General features: G+C 52.3%; 3 protein-coding genes and 1 pseudogene. All 4 read right to left on the minus strand.

The features are described 5' to 3' along the window. Positions 1 to 44: 44 nt before the first annotated feature. The gene (locus ACQW03_RS25960; protein ID WP_441952798.1) at positions 45 to 3,512 is read right to left on the minus strand and encodes a condensation domain-containing protein; all 3,468 of its coding nucleotides are present in this window, start codon (positions 3,510 to 3,512) and stop codon (positions 45 to 47) included. Next, positions 3,504 to 5,286 (minus strand): annotated as a pseudogene (locus tag ACQW03_RS25965) (amino acid adenylation domain-containing protein); the annotation flags it as partial. The pseudogene ACQW03_RS25965 and the gene ACQW03_RS25960, both read right to left, overlap by 9 nt. Beyond that, entirely contained in the window at positions 5,253 to 20,600 is a 15,348-nt protein-coding gene (locus ACQW03_RS25970) for an amino acid adenylation domain-containing protein (protein ID WP_441952800.1), read from the minus strand. The pseudogene ACQW03_RS25965 and the gene ACQW03_RS25970, both read right to left, overlap by 34 nt. Continuing rightward, positions 20,600 to 21,750: condensation domain-containing protein (locus ACQW03_RS25975; protein WP_441952796.1), on the minus strand; the 1,151-nt coding region annotated here is incomplete at its 5' end. The genes ACQW03_RS25975 and ACQW03_RS25970, both read right to left, overlap by 1 nt.

Below are 21,750 nucleotides of genomic sequence, written 5' to 3' on the forward strand. Positions count from 1 at the left end.
ATGTTTTGAATCGGTTTCCCGATTGGAATGACCGTATATTCCTCTTACGGCTCGCAATCGAAGTACGATACGTCCACCGTCGCTTCGGTTGGGCCATACAGGTTGATCAGCTTCGCTCCTGCTAGACTCGACACAAGCCGTTGGAATCGCGCGACATGCTGTGGCGGCAATGCTTCGCCACTAGCAAAAACGTGACGCAACGTTCCCAGCTTCGCCTGTATCACTTCCCCTGGTTGCTGCTCCACATATTCCAGGAACGCATGCAGCATGGCGGGTACAAAGTGCATCGTACTCACGCCATCGCGGGCAATCGTGTCAACGATGTCTTCCGGGTTCTTTTCCCCGCCGACTGACAGCAGGCTTACCTTCGAGCCGACCATCGACCACCAGAACAGCTCCCACACCGACACGTCAAAGGTGAAGGCCGTCTTTTGCAGGATCGTATCTTCCGCACTCAAGCCGTAACGATCATGCATCCACAAAATCCGATTCAGCACAGAATGGTGCTCCACCATCACGCCCTTCGGTTTCCCCGTGGAGCCAGAGGTATAGATGACATAGGCTACATGGTGCGGTCCAGCCAGTGGCTCCAAATTCGAGCCATCTTCGTGGTAAATGTCTTGACCAGACTGCTCATGACGATCCAGCACCAACACCTGGCCGTCGAAACTCAGCGATGCTTGCTCCGCCAAATGCGATTGCGTCAGCACCAACTTCGCTTCCGAATCCTCCAGCATAAAGCGGATACGATCCGCCGGATATTCCGGATCGATGGGCACGTAAGCTCCGCCTGCCTTAAGGATCGCATAGATGCCTACGATCATGTCCAGCGAACGGTGAACCAAAATGCCTACAGGCTGATCTGGCTCAACACCTTCCGCACGCAGCATCCGAGCCAAACGGTTCGCGCGCTCATTCAATTTCCCGTAGGTCAACGATTCCGCTCCGCACAACACTGCCACCTGATCCGGTGTTCGTGCCGCCTGCTGCTCGAACAGTGTACTTAGCGTTTGATCCTGCGGATAGGCTGCCGCCGTATCTCCCCACACCTGAACGATCTGCGCCTGTTCTTCCGGTGTCACCAATTCCAGCTCATTTACTCGGATATGCGGATTGTCGATAATTTGCTCGATGACATGCAGTACATGTCCCTGCATCCGCTCGATCGCAGACCGATCGTATACATTGGCGTTATATCTGAACAGGATGCGGAAGGTTTCATCGGGCATCACAATCAAGTCCAGATCATAATTCGTTTGCTCGACAACCTCTACATTCGTAATTTCAAAAGCGGACGGACGAACTTCACCCAACTGCTCAACTTGCTCCTCTACTGGATAATTCTCAAATACCATAATGTGGTTAATCAGGTTCTGCTTCTGCTCGGTCAGCGCCTGAATCTCATATAGCGGGAAGCTGTCATAAGCTCCCGAGGCCAGTGCCTGTTCCTGCGTTTTCCGCATCACTTCCACAAAAGTGGCATTCCGTTCACTTTGAATCCGCACCGGGATCGTATTAATGAACAAACCGATCATATGCTCTACGCCGGCAATATCTGTTGGACGTCCAGATACGACACTACCGAAAATAACATCCTCATTGTTGTTATATTTCTGCAAAATAAGGCCCCACACGCTCTGCATCAGCGTATTAATCGTGACCTGCTGCTGCTTCGCAATCCGGTGTATGGCTTCGCTCCACGTTGGATCCAGATCTACCGTTATTTTTTCAGAGATATATTTGCTGGTGTCGCTTGTTGTAGTGGATACAGTATTAGCCACTTGGTCTTTCGATGAAGTATCCGATCCAGGTAACAACGTCTGCTGTTCAAAGCCCGCCAAATAGCTGCTCCAATACTCTTTTGCCGCACGTTCATCCTGACGCCCCAGCCATTCGATATATTGGCCATACGGTGTGATCGGAGCAAGCTCTGGCTGCTTCTGCTCCAGTAGCGCAAAGTACGTACCAAACACTTCACCCGTAACCAGCGATAAGCACCAGCCATCCATGACAATGTGATGGAAGCTCCATACCAGGTGATACGTTTCTTCATCTGTTTGCAATACCTGTACGCGCATCAGTGCATCGGTACCGAGATTAAAGCCTCTAGCTTGGTCCTCCAGCTTAAACGCCTGGATATACGCCTGTTGCTCCGCTTCCTGCATGCCGCGTACATCCTGGAAGGAAAGGTCGCTATCTTTGTGACGGAACACGATCTGCAATGGCTCCTGACTGTGCCCTGTCTCAAACATATGGAAATTCGTCCGCAGCGCTTCATGACGCTGTGTCAGTACATCCAGACTCTTGCGGAAAACAGCTACATCAAAGCTCCCTTGTTGATCAAACGAGGCTTGCTGGAAGTAGGCGCCTGACTCCGGCTCCATCAAGCTATGGAAATGCATCCCCTTCTGCATTGGCGAGAGAGCATATACATTTTCCAGCTCGCCCACAGAAGCTGTTTGCTCTGTCAATTGCTCCAACTGCCCAAGCGTCAAGCCCTTGAACAATACATCGCTTGGGGTTAGCTCACTCCGCTCTTTGGAGGCACAATGAGCGATCACTTCCTGCAAGCTTTCCTGCAGCAACTGCGCAAAGTTTTCCACATTTTGCTGATGATATACCTTACTGTCATAGCGAATTTCCAGTGTCAGCGCGCCCGCTGTAATCATTCCGTTCACATTCAAAGGATGCTCCAGTACGGTATGATCACTCATCGGCTCCCCACCTGGATGTGAAGACAGAACGATATCCCCATTTTCCAAGTCCTGATCAAATTGTCCCAAATAGTTAAAGCTAATTTCAGGCTGCAAGGCAAGGGAATGATGGGCATCATCCTGAGACATATATTTCAAAATACCGTAGCCAATGCCCTTATGCGGCACATGACGCAGGTCTTCCTTCACCCGCTTGATTCGCTGCCCTACTTCCGCCTTTCCGTCCACCCCCAGCAGCACCGGATATTGGCTTGTAAACCAGCCCACGGTACGGGTGATGTCGATATCTGGAACAATGGCTTCCCGGCCATGTCCCTCCAGATTGACCAGCACGCGCTCCCGACCGCTCCAGTTATATACCGCTGTGCCGAGTGCGGTTAACAGCAGATCATTGACCTCGGTGTGATACGCACGGTGTGCTTCCTGTAGCAACAGTCGTGTTTCCTGCTCGCTCCAAGCCACGGTCACAATTTCACTGTCTCTCAGCGGATAATGCTGTCCTTCCGCTCTCTCATGATCCTTAGGCAACGATGCGACTTCCGTTTGAGCGAGACGGTGCCAGTATTCGCGTTCGTCTTCGATGGACGGACTATTCGCATATTGTGATAAGCGCTCTGCCCAAGCGGAGAACGAGTCCGTTTTATAGGGCAGACGAATGGCTTCTCCACGAACCGCCTGCTCATATCCCGTGGCAAAATCCTCAAACACAATCCGCCACGAAATCCCATCTACCACCAAATGGTGAATGGCAATCAGTAAATGATCTCCATCCATGCAGCGGAAAAGCCCCAGCTTCACCAGCGGTCCCTCGTCCAGACGAATGGAACCTTGGATGGCATTGGCTTTCATTTCAATCGCCATCAACATCTGTAACGTTTTCCACACCCGTCAAATCCACAACATCCAGACTATACAGCTCACCTTCGTTCAAACCGCGATTCCACGCTTCATAGCCCTGTTCGGTCTGACGGAAGACCATACGCAGCGCATCATGATGCTCCGTTACCTTGGTCACCGTTTGATGCAATGCGGCTTCATCAAAGCCTTGTGCTCTGTACAGCATCACCGACTGATTGAAATAGTGTGGCTCTGCCGAGGATTGCTCAAAGAACCATTGCTGAATCGGGGTCAGCTTGGCGCTTCCCGAAATCACCCGCTGATCGGCTGTACGACTGACCTTGTGTACATGACCACTCAGCAGCGAGACGGAAGGATATTGGAACAAATCCTTCATGTCCAGCTTGTAGCCCGCTTGCAGCAAACGGGAGGATACCTGGATTGCTTTGATCGAATCGCCGCCCAGATCAAAGAAATTATCCAAAATCCCGACTCTCTTCGCTCCTAATACAGCCTGCCAAATGGACACTAACGTCTGCTCCAGCGCTGTGCGCGGCTCTAGATAATCCGCTCCGCTTTGCAGGCTGCCTTCTGGTGCTGGCAGGGCCTTGCGGTCGATTTTTCCGTTCGGTGTCAGCGGCATCTGCTCCAGTTGGATGAAATACGATGGCACCATGTAGTTTGGTAGCTCCTCGCCCAGTAAGCTGCGTAGCTCGCCAGCGCTTACTTCCCGTTCAGCGACATAGTACGCCACCAGTTGGTTTTGCCCCTGCTCGTCCGCCTGGGCCAGTACGATAACCTCTTGTACATCTTCTACTTTCAAAATTTGTGCCTCGACCTCACCCAGCTCGATCCGGTAGCCCCGGATTTTCACCTGATGGTCGATCCGGCCCAAATATTCGATGTTGCCGTCTAGCATCCATCTCGCCAAGTCACCCGTACGGTACATCCGTTCGTAGCCTGCTTCACCAGCCGCAAACGGATTCGATACAAATTTCTCAGCCGTCAGCTCTGGGCGATCCAGATAACCACGGGCCAGACCTGGACCAGACACGCACAACTCACCCGCTACGCCTACCGGAGCCAAATGTCCATGCACATCCACCATGTATACCCGGTGATTCGGCACAGGGCGTCCAATAGAAATCAGTTGTCCGGCTCTCTCATCCTCGGATACGGGCCAGATGGACGTCGCCACCGAGTTTTCGGTGGGACCGTAGCCGTTGTAGTACGCCACCCGATCCTTCCACTTGTACACCAATTCTGTTGAAGATGCAGAACCCGCAGTGAACAAAATACGCAGGTTTGGCATCCGTCCCGGCCCCAGATACACCGCATAGGTCGGCGGCAAAGCGGCCACGGTGATGTGATGATCCGCCATATATTGCTCAAACCGCTCGTAATTCAAAATCGTTTCTGACGTTGGCACATACAACGTGGCTCCGCAGAACAGTGCCTGGAAGATTTCCCAGCAAGCCGCATCAAACGAATAGCTGGCGAACAGCAACGCATGATCCGACGTGCTCATCTGAAGCATCTGATCAAAATACGTCTTGAGATTGCACAGCCCATGATGCTCGAGCATTACGCCCTTCGGCTGCCCCGTTGTACCCGACGTATAAATGACATACGCCAAATCATTCGGACCGGACCACGGCTCCAAATTGGAACCATCCTCATGGTACACAGCCTGCGTTCCATCTAACACCAGCACGCGACCGTCAAACCTGCTTTGTCCACCAGATGGCTTTGTGTCAACAACAGCTTCGCCCCCGAGTCGTCCAGCATGTAGCGGATACGCTCCTCCGGATACGTCGGATCAATAGGGACATACGCGCCCCCGGCCTTCAAAATCCCGAAGATCCCTACGATCATGTCCACCGAACGCTCGGTCATCAGACCCACCAGACGATCCTTCGTCACGCCTTGACTGCGCAAGGTACGAGCTAATCGATTGGCGCGTGCATTCAGTTCACGATAGGTCAACTGCTCTCCTTCGAAGAACAGTGCTGTCTGCTCCGGCGTCCGCGCGGTTTGCGCCTCGAACAAGCCATGAATCGTTTGCTCGCTTGGATACGCGATCGCCGTATCGCCCCATACGCTGACAATTTGCTTGCGCTCCTGCTCACTTAACATATCCAGCTCATGCACCCGAATGTCCGGCTTCGCTACCACCTGCTCCAGCAGTTGCACCAGATGACCTCGAATTTGCTCTACACTTTCCCGTTCAAAGGCCAAGGCATTATATCCGAAGCTCATGTGAATGGTGTCCCCCGGCAGTACCACCAGGTTAAAGTCATAGTTGGTCTGCTCCACAGACTCGGCTCCGGTGATACTGAAGCTGGACTCATCATCGTCGCCTAATTGCTCCAATTGTTCCTCTACCGGATAGTTTTCAAAAATAAGAATATGATTGATCAAATCCTGCTTAAGCTCCGACAACCCCTGAATTTCATACAACGGGTACGTATCATAGGCATGGGAAGCAATGGATTGCTCCTGGGTTTGCTTCATCACATCTGAGAATAAGCTGTCCACTTGGCTGCGGATGCGTACAGGAATGGTATTGATAAACAGACCAATGATGTGCTCCACATTCGGAATGTCTGCCGGACGTCCAGATACCACGCTGCCAAACACCACATCATCTGTGCCATTATATTTTTGCAACAAAAGGCCCCACACCGTCTGCATCAACGTATTGATCGTTACCTGATAACGCTTGGCTATGCGCTGAATGCCTGCCGTGAGCTCCGCGCCCAAGTCAAAATCTAGACGCTCCGCCTGATATCCTGTTTTGCCCTGAATTTTAGCCTGTGGCAGGCGGGACTGTTCCTCATATCCTTCCAGAACCTTGCTCCAGTAACCTGATGCGGCCTGACGATCCTGCTGCTCCAGCCATTCAATATACTGACTGTATGGCGTTACAGGGGCCAGTTCCGGCTGTTTATGGGCCAGTATTGCAAAATAACTCGCAAACACTTCGCCTGTCACCAGCGACAAGCACCAGCCATCCATCACGATATGATGGAAGCTCCATACAAAACGGTACGCATCCTCGCCGGTGCGCAAAACGGCCACACGCATCAGAGCATCCTGCGCCAGATCAAAGCCTCTCTGCTTGTCTTTGCGCGTATATTCGAGGATGTACTCGTTTTGCTGCTCTTCCTCCATATCCCGCAAATCCTCTACATACAGTTCGCTGCGCTTATTGCGGTACACGACCTGCAGCGGTTCATCCTTCCAGCCGCTGTAGAAATTCGTGCGCAGTGCTGTATGCCGCTGCACCAATACATCCAAACTTGCCGCAAACGCAGCGATATTAAAATGTCCTTGCAGATCAAAGGAGGCCTGCTCAAAATACGCTCCCGATTGCGAGTCCATCAGATTGTAAAAGAGCATGCCCTTTTGCATCGGCGTCAGCGCGTATACATTTTCCAGCTCCCCTATATGTGCGGCCTGCGCTGCCATGTGCTCCAGTTCTCCAGTCGTCAGACCCTGGAAGGACACATCACTTGGCGTCAGCTGCGGCTGTTCCTGAGCGACGCAATGCGCAATCACCTCTTGCAAAGCGGATTGCAGCAGTCCCGCCACACGTTCCAGCGTTTCTTTACGATACTGCTTACGGCTGTAAGCGATCGTCAAGCGCAGCGTGCCTTCCGAGATCATTGCATTCAAATCCAGCGTGTACAGTAACGGTGAATGGGCATCCTCTGTCTCCCCTGCACTATAGGATGACCATGTGATTCCACTGTTTTGCACATCCTGATCGACCTGTCCCAAATAGTTAAAGCTGATTTCCGGTTCTACTGCAATCGCATGGGACGCAGGAGACAAGTAGCGCCAAGTTCCATACGTCAGCCCTTTATGCGGAATCCGGCGCAGACCTTCCTTCGTTTCTTTAATCCGCTGGGCCAGCGTCAGATTGACATCTGTGTCCAGCAGTACCGGATACAAGCTCGTAAACCAGCCTACTGTACGTGTAATATCCACCTCTGGCAGGATTGTTTCCCGGCCATGTCCCTCCAGGTTCACCAGCACCTGTCCTGCGCCTGTCCAGTTGTGCATCGCCAATCCTAACGCCGTCAGCAGCAAATCATTGACCTCGGTGTTATAGGCGCGATGTGCCTGCTTTAACAGCTGCTGGGTTTCAGCTTCGGTCCACTCTACCGTCAGCACTTTGCTGTCTGCATTCAAGGAACCCTCGTAGGCAAAATCCTTCGGCAGCAGCGCCGCTTTCGCTTTGGCCTGTTCCAGCTGCTGCCAGTAGGCTTCATCCGATGCAGCCTCAGGACGGTTGGCGTAAGACGACAACTTCCGTGCCCATGTTTGGAAGGAATCCGTTTTATAGGGCAATCGTACCGACTCGCCCTTGATCGCCTGCTCATAGCCTGTCGAGAAATCTTCAAACAGAATCCGCCACGACACCCCGTCTATCACCAAATGGTGAACAGCTATGAGCAAATGATCTCCCTCTGCTGTGCGGAACAATCCGAGTTTGACCAACGGCCCTTCGGACAGGTGAATGCTGCTTTGGATTTCATTTACCTTCGCTTCCAGCGCTTCCGCATAGGCTACTTGTTCACGGTAGTCTGCGGTTTCCAGCGTATACAACGCGCCTTCATCTACACTGCGTGTCCAAGCCTCGTAACCGGATGAAGCCTGACGGAAAACTGTACGAAGCGCATCATGATGCTTCACGATGTGATCCATGACTTGGCGAACCGCCGTCTCATCAAAGCCCTCGGCACGATAGAGCATGACCGCTTGATTAAAGTGCTGTGGACGCTCGCGCTCCTGCGCAAAGAACCAATGCTGGATCGGAAGCAAAGCGGTTTCCCCGCTCACTTCTCCTTGATCTGCCATACGGCTGACCTCATGCATATACGGTGCCAGTGCTGCAACCGTTGGATACTGGAATAAATCCTTCATGTCCAGCTTATAGCCGGCCTGGAACGCACGCGATGCGATTTGGATCGCCTTGATCGAATCGCCGCCCAGATCAAAGAAATTGTCCAAAATACCGACAGTCTGTAGTCCCAGTACCGACTGCCAGACCGCTACCAGAGCGCGTTCTTGCGCGGTACGCGGCTCTGCATAATCCGTTCCGGTTTGCAGGCTGCCTTCCGGTGCGGGCAGGGCCTTACGGTCAATTTTGCCATTTGGACTCAGCGGCATTTGCTCTAGCTGTACAAAGTACGATGGCACCATGTAGCTTGGCAGTTCCCGGCCCAGCTCACTTCTCAGCTCGCTAGCACCGATCTCTTGCCCCGCGATATAGTACGCCACCATTTGTTTTTGGCCCGTTTCATCCGCACGAGCCGTGACTACGGCTTCGCGTACCGATTCCACTTGCAGCAGCTGCGATTCGACCTCGCCCAGTTCAATCCGGTAACCCCGGATTTTGACTTGATGGTCGATCCGGCCCAGATATTCAATGTTGCCGTCCGGCATCCATCTCGCCAAATCGCCTGTGCGGTACATCCGCTCATACCCGGCTTCCCCGCCAGCAAACGGATCGGCTACGAATTTCTCGGCCGTCAACTCTGGACGGTTCAGATAGCCTCGGGCTACGCCGACACCGCCGATGCACAGCTCCCCTGCAACCCCGATCGGCTGCAATTGCTCCGTGCCTTCCTTCACGATGTACAGACGAATGTTTTGAATCGGTTTTCCGATTGGAATGACCGTATATTCCTCTGACGGCTCGCAATCGAAGTACGATACGTCCACCGTCGCTTCGGTTGGGCCATACAGGTTGATCAGCTTCGCTCCTGCTAGACTCGACACAAGCCGTTGGAACCGCGCGACATGCTGTGGCGGTAAGGCTTCGCCACTGGCAAAGACATGGCGCAACGTTCCCAGCTTCGCTTGTATCACTTCCCTTGGTTGCTGCTCCACGTACTCCAGGAACGCATGCAGCATGGCGGGTACAAAGTGCATCGTACTCACGCCATCGCGGGCAATCGTGTCGACGATGTCTTCCGGGTTCTTTTCCCCGCCCACCGACAACAGGCTTACCTTCGAGCCGACCATCGACCACCAGAACAGCTCCCACACCGACACGTCGAACGTGAAAGCCGTCTTTTGCAGAATCGTATCTTCCGCACTCAAGCCATAACGATCATGCATCCACAAAATCCGGTTCAAAACAGAATGATGCTCCACCATCACGCCCTTCGGTTTCCCCGTGGAGCCGGAGGTATAGATGACATAGGCTACATGGTGCGGTCCAGCCAGTGGCTCCAGATTCGAACCGTCTTCGTGATATATGTCCTCGCGATCCAGCACCAGCACCTGGCCGTCGAAACTCAGCGATGCTTGCTCCGCCAAATGCGATTGCGTCAGCACCAGCTTCGCGCCCGAGTCCTCCAGCATAAAGCGGATGCGATCCGCCGGATATTCCGGATCGATGGGCACGTAAGCTCCGCCTGCCTTGAGGATCGCGTAGATGCCTACGATCATGTCCAGCGAACGGTGAACCAGTATGCCCACGGGCTGATCCGGTTGGGCGCCTTCCGCACGCAAGGTGCGTGCGAGACGGTTGGCTCGCTCATTCAGCTCCGCGTAGGTCAACGACTCCGATCCGCACATTACTGCCACCTGATCCGGTGTTCGTGCCGCCTGCTGCTCGAACAGCGCACTTAAGGTCTGATCCTGCGGATAGGCTGCCGCCGTATCCCCCCAGACCTGAACGATCTGTGCCTGTTCTTGCGGTGTTACCAATTCCAGCTCATTCACACGGATATTCGGATTGTCCACGATTTGTCCGATGACATGGTCGATATGGCCCTGGATACGCTCCATGGCAGACCGACTATACACCAGAGCATTGTATTCAAGCAGGATGGAGATATCCTCGTCAGGCACGACAATCAGGTTGAAATCGTAGTTGGTTTGCTCGGCAAGTGCCACATTGGCAATAGAGAAGCCATTTTGTGCTCTTGTCTCACCGGAACCACCCACCTGCTTCATCTGTTGCCCGATCGGGTAGTTTTCAAAGACCATAATGTGATGAATCAGGTCTTGTTTTTGTTCAGTTAGTGCCTGAATGTCATACAACGGGAACGTGTCATAGACACCAGAAGCCAAAGCCTGCTCCTGTGTGCGCTGCAATACTTCAGCAAATGTAGCATCCGGTGCACTGCAAATGCGTACCGGAATCGTGTTGATAAACAATCCGATCATGTTCTCCACGCCTGGAATGTCTGCCGGACGACCGGATACCACACCACCAAACACAACATCCTGATGATTATTGTATTGCTGTAAAATAACGCCCCACACGCTTTGCAGCAATGTATTAATCGTGACATGTTGTTGCTTGGCCATTTGGTTCAATGCCGCGGTCCGTTCTTTACCCAACATAAATGGCAGCTTTTCCGAAACATAGCCGGAATGGGAACCCGCACCGCTTTCGTCCGGTTCTTCATCCCGTGCAACTACAGAAGCTTGCGCGTTCTCACCAGGCAACAAGGTTTGCTGCTCAAAGTCCGCCAAATAGTCGCTCCAATAACGGGTTGCTTCCTGTGTATCCTGATCTTCCAACCATTCGATATAGTCACTATACGGCTTGACAGGTGCGAGTTCTGGCTGCTTGTGCTCCAGCAGGGCAACATAGGCACCAAACACTTCGTCCGTCACCAGCGACAGGCACCAGCCGTCCATCACCATATGATGGAAGCTCCATACAAAACGGTAGGAGCTATCACCCGTGCGGAAGACGGTTACGCGCATGAGCGCATCCTTGCCTAAATCAAAGTTTCGGACTTTATCCTGGGCCACAAATTCAGCTACAGCGTCTTCACGCCCTCGGACATCCTCATAACGGAAGCTCGGATTTTTATGACGATAGACGATCTGCAACGGTTGACCATACCAGCCGCTGTAGAAATTCGTCCGTAATATCGCATGTCGGCTTACCAGGAGCTTCAGACTTTCCTCGAATAGGGACGATTCAAAGTGCCCCTCCAGATCAAAGGTCGCCTGTTCAAAATACACGCCTGTTTCTGCATTCATCAGACTATGGAACAGCATTCCCTTTTGCATGGGCGTTAACGGATACACATTTTCCAGTTCCCCAACCGTCTTGGTCTGCTCCTTAATCGTATCTAATTGCTCCAGGGTCAGACCTTTTAGCAATACATCACTTGGGGTCAATTCGGTCCGCTCCCGTGTGACACAATGCTCAATCATTTCAAGCAGGTTGGATTTTAACAGATTAGCCAGCATGTGGACTGTGTCCTTACGGAAGGCTTTGCCGTTATACCGAATGTCCAGTTCCAGGACACCGTTCGTTACGATTCCGCTCACATCCAGAGCATATTTCATCTTCGTCCGGTCACTAACGACCGATCCAATCGAGTAAGGAGACCTACGCATATCGCTGTTTTGCAAGTCCTGATCAAACTGACCGAGGTAATTGAAGCTCACTTGTGGCTCGGCAAAAGCTTGACGTTGACCAAGGTGCTGTGCATCTGCTTGCTGACCAACCGCTTGGCCGGATTCACTCAAATATCTCCAGATTCCGTAGCCCAATCCTTTATTCGGAATATGACGCAGGCTCTCTTTGACCTGTTTGATTCGTCCCGACAAAGCGTGATCACGACCGATGTCTAGCAATACCGGATATTGACTCGTAAACCAGCCTACCGTACGAGAAATGTCCGTATCCGGCAAAATGTCCTCACGTCCGTGTCCCTCCAGATTGATCAGGCTGCGTTCATGGCCGGTCCATGTGTACAGCATCATGCCCAAAGCAGTCAGGAGCAGATCGTTCACTTCCGTGTTATATGCACGGTGCGCTTGCTTCAACAGCCGTTCGGTCTCTTCTTCCGTAAGCTGGACGACCACTGTATCCGTGTCAGCCAAGGTAAAGGGCTCAGCCTGCGCTTGATCCTCAGGCAAACGTCCTTGGTCAGCCCAAGCGGCTGCGTTCCATTGCTCCCAATAGGCGTGTTCACTTTCCATGGCTGGGCTATTCGCATAGGAGGAAAGTTGCCCAGCCCAGGAACGGAAGGAATCCGTTTTGTCCGGCAGCTGAAGCACTTCCTGATGAACAGCCTGTTCATAGGCAGTAGCCAAATCCTCGAACAAAATACGCCAGGATACCCCGTCCACCACCAAATGGTGAATTGCCATCAGGAGATGATCCCCGTCTGCACAGTGGAACAAACCCGCTTTAAGCAGCGGCCCTTCATGCAGTTGGATACTGCTTTGAATTTCGGTGGATTTCGCTTCAATTGCCGCGCTGAGCATGGCTTCATCCGTCAAGTCCCTAAAGTCCAGCACATCCAGGTGATACAGCTCGCCTTCCTGTATTCCGCGATTCCATGCTTTATAGCCTTGCTCGGTCTTGCTGAACACCATCCGCAGTGCATCGTGGTGCTCCGTCAGCTTGATAAGCGCCTGACGCAAAGCAGCTTCGTCAAACCCCTGCTCCCGGTGCAGCATAACGGCCTGATTAAAGTGATGCGCATCCACTTGCTCCTGTGCAAAGAACCCGTGCTGGATCGGAAGCAACGCCGTTTCTCCGCTCACTTCTCCCTGATCTACCATACGACTTGCCTCGTGCATATGCGGTGCCAGGGTTGCAACGATGGGATAGCGGAACAAATCCTTCATGTCCAGCTTGTAGCCTGCCTGGAACGCACGGGACACGATTTGAATCGCCTTGATCGAATCGCCGCCCAGGTCAAAGAAATTGTCCAACATTCCGACGGTTGGCACGCCCAGGACGGATTGCCAGACCGCTACGAGTGCCCGTTCCGGTGCAGTGCGCGGCTCTACATAATCCGCTCCGCTTTGCAGGCTGCCTTCCGGTGCCGGCAGGGACTTGCGGTCGATTTTACCGTTTGGTGTCAGCGGCATCTGCTCCAACTGAATGAAATACGACGGCATCATATAGCTTGGCAGCTCCCGCCCCAGCTCATGTCTCAGTTCACCGGCTCCAAGTTCTTGACTCGCGACGTAGTACGCCACGAGCTGTGTTTGGCCCGTTTCGTCCCCACGGGCCATGATGACCGCTTCTTGTACCGACTCCACCTGCAACAACTGCGATTCGATCTCGCCCAGTTCGATCCGGTAGCCCCGAATTTTCACCTGATGGTCCATCCGCCCCAAATATTCAATGTTGCCGTCCGGCGTCCATCTCGCCAAATCGCCTGTATGGTACATCCGCTCATGGCCTGCCTTGCCGCCAGCAAACGGATTATTTACAAATTTCTCGGCCGTCAGTTCTTCACGTTTCCAATACCCACGGGCTAATCCTTCCCCTGCAATACATAACTCGCCCGGCACACCGACTGGCTGCAACTCTCCACTCGCATTCATGATATAGATTTGGGTATTCGCGATAGGACGTCCGATATTAATGTCTTGAGCATGGGTCAGTTCCTGTACGGCCGACCACACCGTCGTTTCTGTAGGTCCGTACATGTTATAAATGCGGGGACCGTTTATTTCTTGCAGTGCTGTGAGCAGCTTGGACGGAAGGGCTTCACCCCCGACCATAATGACCTTCACGCTTTGCAGCGTGCGGGAACCTGCTTCATGTCCCAGCAGCATTTGCAGCCGGGATGGGGTCATTTGCAACATCTCAATAGAATGTTGAGTAATCAACTCACCCAGCGCCTGCGGATTCACCTGATGCTGGCGGTCACCAAGCACAACAGACATTCCACCCAGCAGGGGCAGGATGGTTTCCAAGACGAAAATATCAAATGAAATGGTCGTGAGTGACAAAATGGTTTGGCTCGCTTCAAAGTCAATGGCTTCGCGCATCCCACTAATAAAATTGAGTACTGAGCGATGCTGGAGCATAACTCCTTTCGGATTCCCAGTCGAACCCGAGGTATAGATGACGTAAGCCAAATGCTCTGGGCGGGCAATCGTCTCCAGGTTGCTACTTTCTCCCTGATACAATGCGGCATCCTCAAGAAACAGGGTATTGGCATGGCAATGGTGCTCTTCTGCCAGCTCACGACGGGTCAGAAGCACTGCGGCCTCGCTGTCTTCCAGCATGTATTCAATACGAGAGGACGGAAATTCCGGATCGATTGGCACATAAGCACCACCTGCTTTTAGAACGGCCAGCAGACCTACGATCATTTCCACGGAGCGCTGCACCATCAGACCCACCAGTTTGTCAGGTCCTACTCCCTGGGCTTGAAGCATTCGGGCCAATGAATTTGCCCGTTCATTCAGCTCCCGATAACTCAGACTCTGATTTCCAAACACCAATGCCACCTGATCTGGCGTACACTCCACCTGATCCTCGAACAGCTGATGGATCGTCTGTTTGGACGGAAATGCACAAGCAGTGTCATTAAATGCCGCTGTAATCTGTTGCTTTTCCGCTGCTGTGACCAATTCCAACTCTTCAACCCGAACATTTGGGTTGAGCGAAATTTGCTCCAAGAGACGGGTAAAATGTCCATACAGACGCTCAATGCCTTTCCGATCAAAGCAGAGCGTATTATACATAAACCGAATCTTTATGCCTTCTCCCGGCATCACGACGACGTTCAGATCATAGTTGGTTTGCTCTATAGACACCACATTTGAAATCGTAAATGGTTCCTGTCCATCGTTTCCCAACTGCTCTACTTGCTGCTCCACCGGATAATTTTCAAACACCATAATATGGTTGATCAAATCCCGTTTATGCTCGGACAGAGCCTGAATTTCATACAGCGGGAAGGCATCATAGGCATTGGAAGCCAGCGCTTGCTGCTGTGTTCGTTTCATCAGCTCGTTAAAGGCTTCGCCCTCTTCTGACTGCACGCGCACTGGAATCGTATTAATGAATAGCCCGATCATGTGCTCCACACCTGGAATATCCCCTGGACGACCAGACACAACGCTGCCGAACACGACATCCGAACTGTTATTATATTTTTGCAACAAAACGCCCCATACTGTCTGAATCAGCGTATTGATCGTGACCTGATTTTGCTTCGCCACCCGTTCGATCTGAGCCACCAGCTTCGGCTGGAATTCGCAATCCAGTTCTCCGGCGATATACTCCCCGGCTTGTAAGGATTTAGGATGTATTTTTTGCTGCGGAAGCGTAATTTGCTGCTCATAGTCTGCCAGATAGCTGCTCCAGTACTGCAAAGCCGCTTCACGATCCTGGCGCTCTAGCCATTCAATAAAACGACTGAACGGCGTGACAGGCTCCAGTACTGGCTCCTCACCCGCACGAAGTGCCAGATAGCTGCCAAATACCTCCTGTGTCATAAAGGACAAGCACCAGCCATCCATCAAAATGTGATGGAAGCTCCAGATAAAGTGGTACGTTTCATCCCCGGTTTGCAGGATAGAGATACGAATGAGCGCGTCCTCCGCCAGACGGAATCCTTTGGCTTTATCTGCAAGGGTAAAAGCTTCAACACGAGCTTTACGTTCTTCTTTTTCCAGTCCGCGCAGGTCTTCATAATACAACTCTCCGCTGCGATTGCAGAAAACGACCTGTATTGGCTCATTGTTCCAAGAGTTGATAAAATTCGTCCGCAATGCCTCATGACGTTGTACGAGCAGATCAAAGCTTTTACCGAAAGTAACCACATCAAACCGTCCGTGCAACTCAAAGGTGGCCTGTTCAAAATAAGCCTCCGAAGCCTCATCCATCAGGCTGTAGAAAAGCATGCCCTTTTGCATCGGTGTCAAGGCATACACATTTTCCAGTTCACCCAGATCTCGCGTATCTTCCACCAATTGCTCCAACTCGTCCAGCGTGATGTTATTTAGCAGAACATCACTTGGGGTCAACACCGTTCTTTCCTGCGCAACGCAATGGCTAATCACCTCACGCAAGCCGGATGCCAGTAGTTCTCCAAGCCGTGCAATCGTTTCATGCCGGAATTGCGTTGTACCGTAGCGAATCGTGAAAATCAGTTGGCCATCCTCGATGACTCCATTGATATCCAGCGCAAAATCCATAGACGCATTCGTGCTGACAGGCACACCGATGGAATAGGAGGAAGGCTCCAGATCGTTGCCTTTATAATCCTGATCGAATTGACCCAGATAGTTAAAACTGATCTCAGGCTGAGCCTTTAACTGCACGTCTGCTTTCTCCAGAACATTCGTATCCGACAGGTATCGTAAAATACCATAGCCGATGCCTTTCTGCGGAATATGACGCAGCCCTTCCTTGACCCGTTTGATCAGACGAGCGGTATTTCCTCCCTGTCCCAGACTTCCATCCAGAACAACCGGGAACTGGCTCGTAAACCAGCCGACCGTCCGCGTAATATCCACATCCGGTACAATGGCTTCCCGTCCATGGCCTTCCAGGTTGACCAGCACCCGTTCGGAACCAGACCAGTCATAAACGGCTTTTCCGAGCGCAGCCAACAACAGGTCATTCATTTCCGTGTTGTATGCGCGATGAGCTTGTTTGAGCAACTGCTCGGTTTCCTGCTTCGTCCAGCGGACCGTCACAACCTCACTGTCCCCAAGCAATGCATTGTCATTCGCAAAATCCTTCGGCAAAGGCTTCGCAAGACTGGCTTCTGCTTGTTCGATATGCTGCCAGTATGCGAGCTCCCGCTCTATCGTCGCACGATTCGCGTAGGCTGACAGCTGTTTAGCCCATGCCTGGAACGAATCTGTTTTATGCGGCAGTCGAATAGCTTTGCCTGTTTTACCTTCAACGGCCTGCTCATAACCCGATGCCAGGTCCTCCAGTAAAATACGCCACGATACACCGTCCACGACCAAATGATGAATGACGATTAGCAAATGATCGCCCTCAGCGCAATGGAACAGACCGAGCTTCACAAGTGGACCCTCGCTCAAGTGAATGCTTGCTTGAATTTCACTCGCCTTGGCTTCTACAGCGGTGGATTCGTCTTCAACTCTGCTAAAATCTACGATGTCCAGCGTGTATAGCTCGCCTTCCACCACACTGCGGTTCCAAGCGGCATAGCCTTGCTCCGTCTCACGGAATACAGTGCGCAATGCGTCATGATGCTGGACAATACGTTCCATCGTACGGCGCAGCGCGTCGACATCAAAGCGCCCAGCTCGATACAGCATCATCGCCTGGTTGCTGTGGTGCAGATCAACCGGCTGCTGCTCGAAGAACCACCGTTGAATGGGTGTCAGATCTACCTTACCTACTGCCTCTTCCTGGCTGGCAATCTTGCCATCTGTACGAAGCAAAGGACTGAGTGACGCTACCGTCGGATTGCTAAACAAATCCTTCATGTCCAGTCGATACCCTGCTTGCAGCAATCGGGATGATACTTGCAATGCTTTGATCGAATCGCCGCCCAGTTCAAAGAAGTTATCCTGCGTGCCTACCGTTTCGGCACCCAGCACCCCGGCCCATACTGAAGCTAAAACCTGTTCCACCGTGGTACGCGGTGCCACATAGGCTGCGCCGGTATGGATGCTTCCTTCCGGTTCCGGCAAGGCCTTGCGGTCGATTTTTCCATTGTTAGTCAGCGGGATCGTCTCCAGTCGCATCAAGCGTGCAGGTACCATATGTGCTGGCAGCCCTGCTTCCAGCTCGGTCTGTACCTCCTCGATCCGCAGCTCGGTTTCTCCTGTGATGTACCCGCACAAGTACTTGTGTCCACGCTCATCCGTCCGGTCGATGACTACCGCTTGACGCACACCCGGCACCCGCTGGATTGCCGTTTCAATCTCGCCCAGCTCGATTCGATATCCACGGATTTTCACTTGATAGTCCATCCGGCCGATAAAGTCCACATTGCCGTCTGGCATCCACCGCGCGAGGTCACCTGTGCGGTACAATCGTTCACCGGCTACATACGGGTTCGCTACGAACTTCTCGGCCGTCAGGTCCGCACGATTCAGGTATCCCCGTGCTACCCCGGCTCCGCCAATGCACAGCTCGCCCAGCACACCGATCGGCACCGGATTCAGCTGGCTGTCCACGATGTAGAAGCGTGCGTTCAGCCACGCCTGACCAATCGGTACACTGCCGCTGTCCGGCAGCTTCGACAGTTCTTCGTCGTAGAAGCTGGAGTCGATTGCCGCTTCCGTGACGCCGTAGCTGTTCATAATGCGAATATCCGCACCAAATCGTTCTTGCAGCACCCGGTAATCCGTCACGCTGCAGCTATCCGAGCTGGTGATCAGCAATTCCAGACTGCTCATGTCCAGCCCGTGTTCATGCACATGCTGCATAAACGGTACAATCAAGGCCGGGGTTGATTCGAACACCGTAATCTGATAATCGTGAATCCAGCCGTATAGACGGCTTGGGTCAATGCGATCATCTTTCGGACAAATGACCATCGTGCCACCGTTATAGAGCGCCCGCGCGATATCGCCGACGAACACGTCGAAGGAGAAGCTCGCCAGTTGCAGCAACCGTACCGGGAACTGGTTCAGACGGTAATCCCGGCGGTAGGCGGCGGCCGTGTTTACCAAACTGCGATGCTCAATCATGACCCCTTTTGGACGTCCCGTTGTACCGGACGTGTAGATCACATACGCCAGATCCTGCGGCTCATTGATATGCTCCACATCCGTGGCATCCCCGGTGTACAACGACTCATCGTCCAGCGCCAGTACGGTGTGCAGACGCAAGTTCGCTGCGGATTCGGATGCTACTTCGCTATCAGACTCCGAATCTGATTTCAAGCTTAATCCCTCATTAAGGCTGTCTCTTTCCATCGTCTCAGCGCCAGCTGCTGTCTCCAACTCGCCCTCAGACTGCCCTCCGGCCAAGGCCTGTCGGCTTTCCTCCAGCCATGCTTGGGCACGCTCCTGCAAACCTGTTTGAGTCAGTAGCACCGTAGCGCCGCTGTCCTCCAGCATAAAGCGGATACGGTCAGACGGATAATCCGCATCTAAAGGTACATATGCACCTCCGGCTTTCCATACCGCCAATACGCCGACCAGCATGTCCACCGAGCGCTCGCTCAAAATACCAACAATGGATTCGCGCCCAATGCCTTCATTCCGCAATCGGCGGGCAAGCTGGTTCGCACGCTCGTTCAGCTCACGGTATGTAAGCTGCCGCTCCTCATATACAACTGCCACGTGATCCGGCACAAGCTGCGCTTGTTCTTCCACATAGGCGTGGAACACCCCTTCTGATTGCTTTTCATCACTCCATGCAGATACGCCCACTGATCCAAAACCGTCGATGATTTTTGCTTTTTCCGAAGCAGTCACCAACTCAAGCTCATCTACCAGCTCATCTGGTCTGTTAATCGCTTCTTCAATAATATGCAGCAAATGCTCGCGGATTTGCTCTACAGCTGTGCGTTCCAATACCCGCGCGTTGTACTCCAAATGGACATGAATTTCATCACCTGGCACAACCGTAATGTTGAAATCATCGTTCGTTTGCTCCGATACGGAAGCATTTGCAATCGTAAAACCATTCTCACCACGGCTACCCATTTGCTCCATACGCTGTTCCACTGGGTAGTTTTCAAACACCATAATATGGTTCACCAGGTCCTGCTTTTGCTCTGTCAGGGCCTGAATTTCATACAACGGATAGGTTTCATAAGCACGGGAAGCCAGTGCCTGCTCCTGTATCTGCTTCATTAACGCAGCAAACGTGATATCTTTCTCACTGTGAATCCGTACAGGAACCGTATTAATGAACAAACCAATCATTTTGTCTATGCCCGGAATATCCGCTGATCTGCCGGATACGACACTGCCAAATACAACATCCCGACTGTTGTTATACCGTTGCAGCACAACGCCCCATGCTGCTTGCAGAAGGGTGTTGACCGTCACTTGCTTTTGCTTAACCAGCTTGTTTATCCGTTCCGTCACTTCGCGGCCCAGTGTAAACGAAAGCTTGTCCGCTTCATATTCTTTCGCGTGACCGTCCAGCTGTTTTGCCTGCGGCAATACCGTCTGCTGCTCGAAACCAGCAAAGTAATCACTCCAGAACCGTTCAGCCTCCGCGTTGTCCTGTCGCTCCAGCCATTCAATATATTCGCTGTATGGCGTTATCGGGACAAGCTCCGGCTTGCGATCTTCGAGGATGGCAAAGTACTTAATAAATGCTTCCCCCACAACCAGGAACAAGCACCATCCGTCCATCAAAATATGGTGGAAGCTCCATACAAAACGGTACGACTCCTCGCCTTTATCAAAACAGACACCCGCATCAGCTCGCCTGAGCTGAAATTAAAACCTTCGACTTTGTCACGCTCAGCAAAATCAGCAATGTATGCGTCCTGCTCTCCTTGTCCCATTGAACGCACATCTTCAAAACGGAACCCGGCATGTTTGTGGCGGTACACCACCTGTAAAGGCTGCTCATTCCAGCCGCTATAAAAATTCGTTCTGAATATTTGATGTCGATCCACCAGTTGATTTAAACTTTCGGCAAAAGCCTCCACTTGAAAGCTGCCTTGCAGATCAAATGTCGCCTGCTCAAAGTACGCCCCGGATTTCGGCTCCATTAAGCCGTGGAACAGGATGCCTTTTTGCATGGGTGTTAGCGAATAAATGTTTTCCAGTTCTCCCGCAGCAGCCGTCTGTTCTACAATATGATCCAGCTCTACAGCCGTCAGTCCTTGGAAGGACAAATCGCTTGGCGTCAGCTCTGGCAACTCTTTTTCCACACAGTGAGCCAATACCTCACGCAAGCTCTCCTGAAGCAGATCAGCCAGCTTTTTGATTGACTTTTTCATGAACATTTTGTTGCTGTAGCTGATCGTCAACTCCAGTGCACCGTCCGTGATCATGCCGTTGATATCCAGAGCATACCGCTTGGTTAACGTGTCACTAATGGAAGCTCCGATGGAATAAGGAGACATGCGAAAGGCATTATTCTTTAAATCCTGATCGAATTGTCCGAGATAGTTAAAGCTGATTTCCGGCTCGCTGATAAAAGGTGCTTCCCCTTCCCTGTCAGCAAGATATCTCAAAATCCCATATCCAATCCCTTTATGCGGTAAACGGCGCAGTCCTTCTTTGACGTTTTTGACACGCCGTCCCACATTCTGTTCCTCGCCCATATCGAGTACAACCGGGAATTGGCTGGTAAACCAACCGATCGTCCGCGTAATATCCACATCCGGCAAAATGGCTTCCCGTCCGTGCCCCTCCAGATTTACAAGCACCTGACGGATGCCTGCCCACTCCTGAATTGCAGTGCCCAAAGCTGTCAGCAACAGGTCGTTTGCTTCCGTATTGTAGGCACGATGAGCTTGTTTCAAGAATTGTTCCGTTTCTTCTACCGTCC

It is taken from the genome of Paenibacillus sp. DRB1-1 (assembly GCF_052119485.1).
In the GTDB taxonomy this organism is placed as follows: domain Bacteria; phylum Bacillota; class Bacilli; order Paenibacillales; family Paenibacillaceae; genus Paenibacillus; species Paenibacillus polymyxa_B.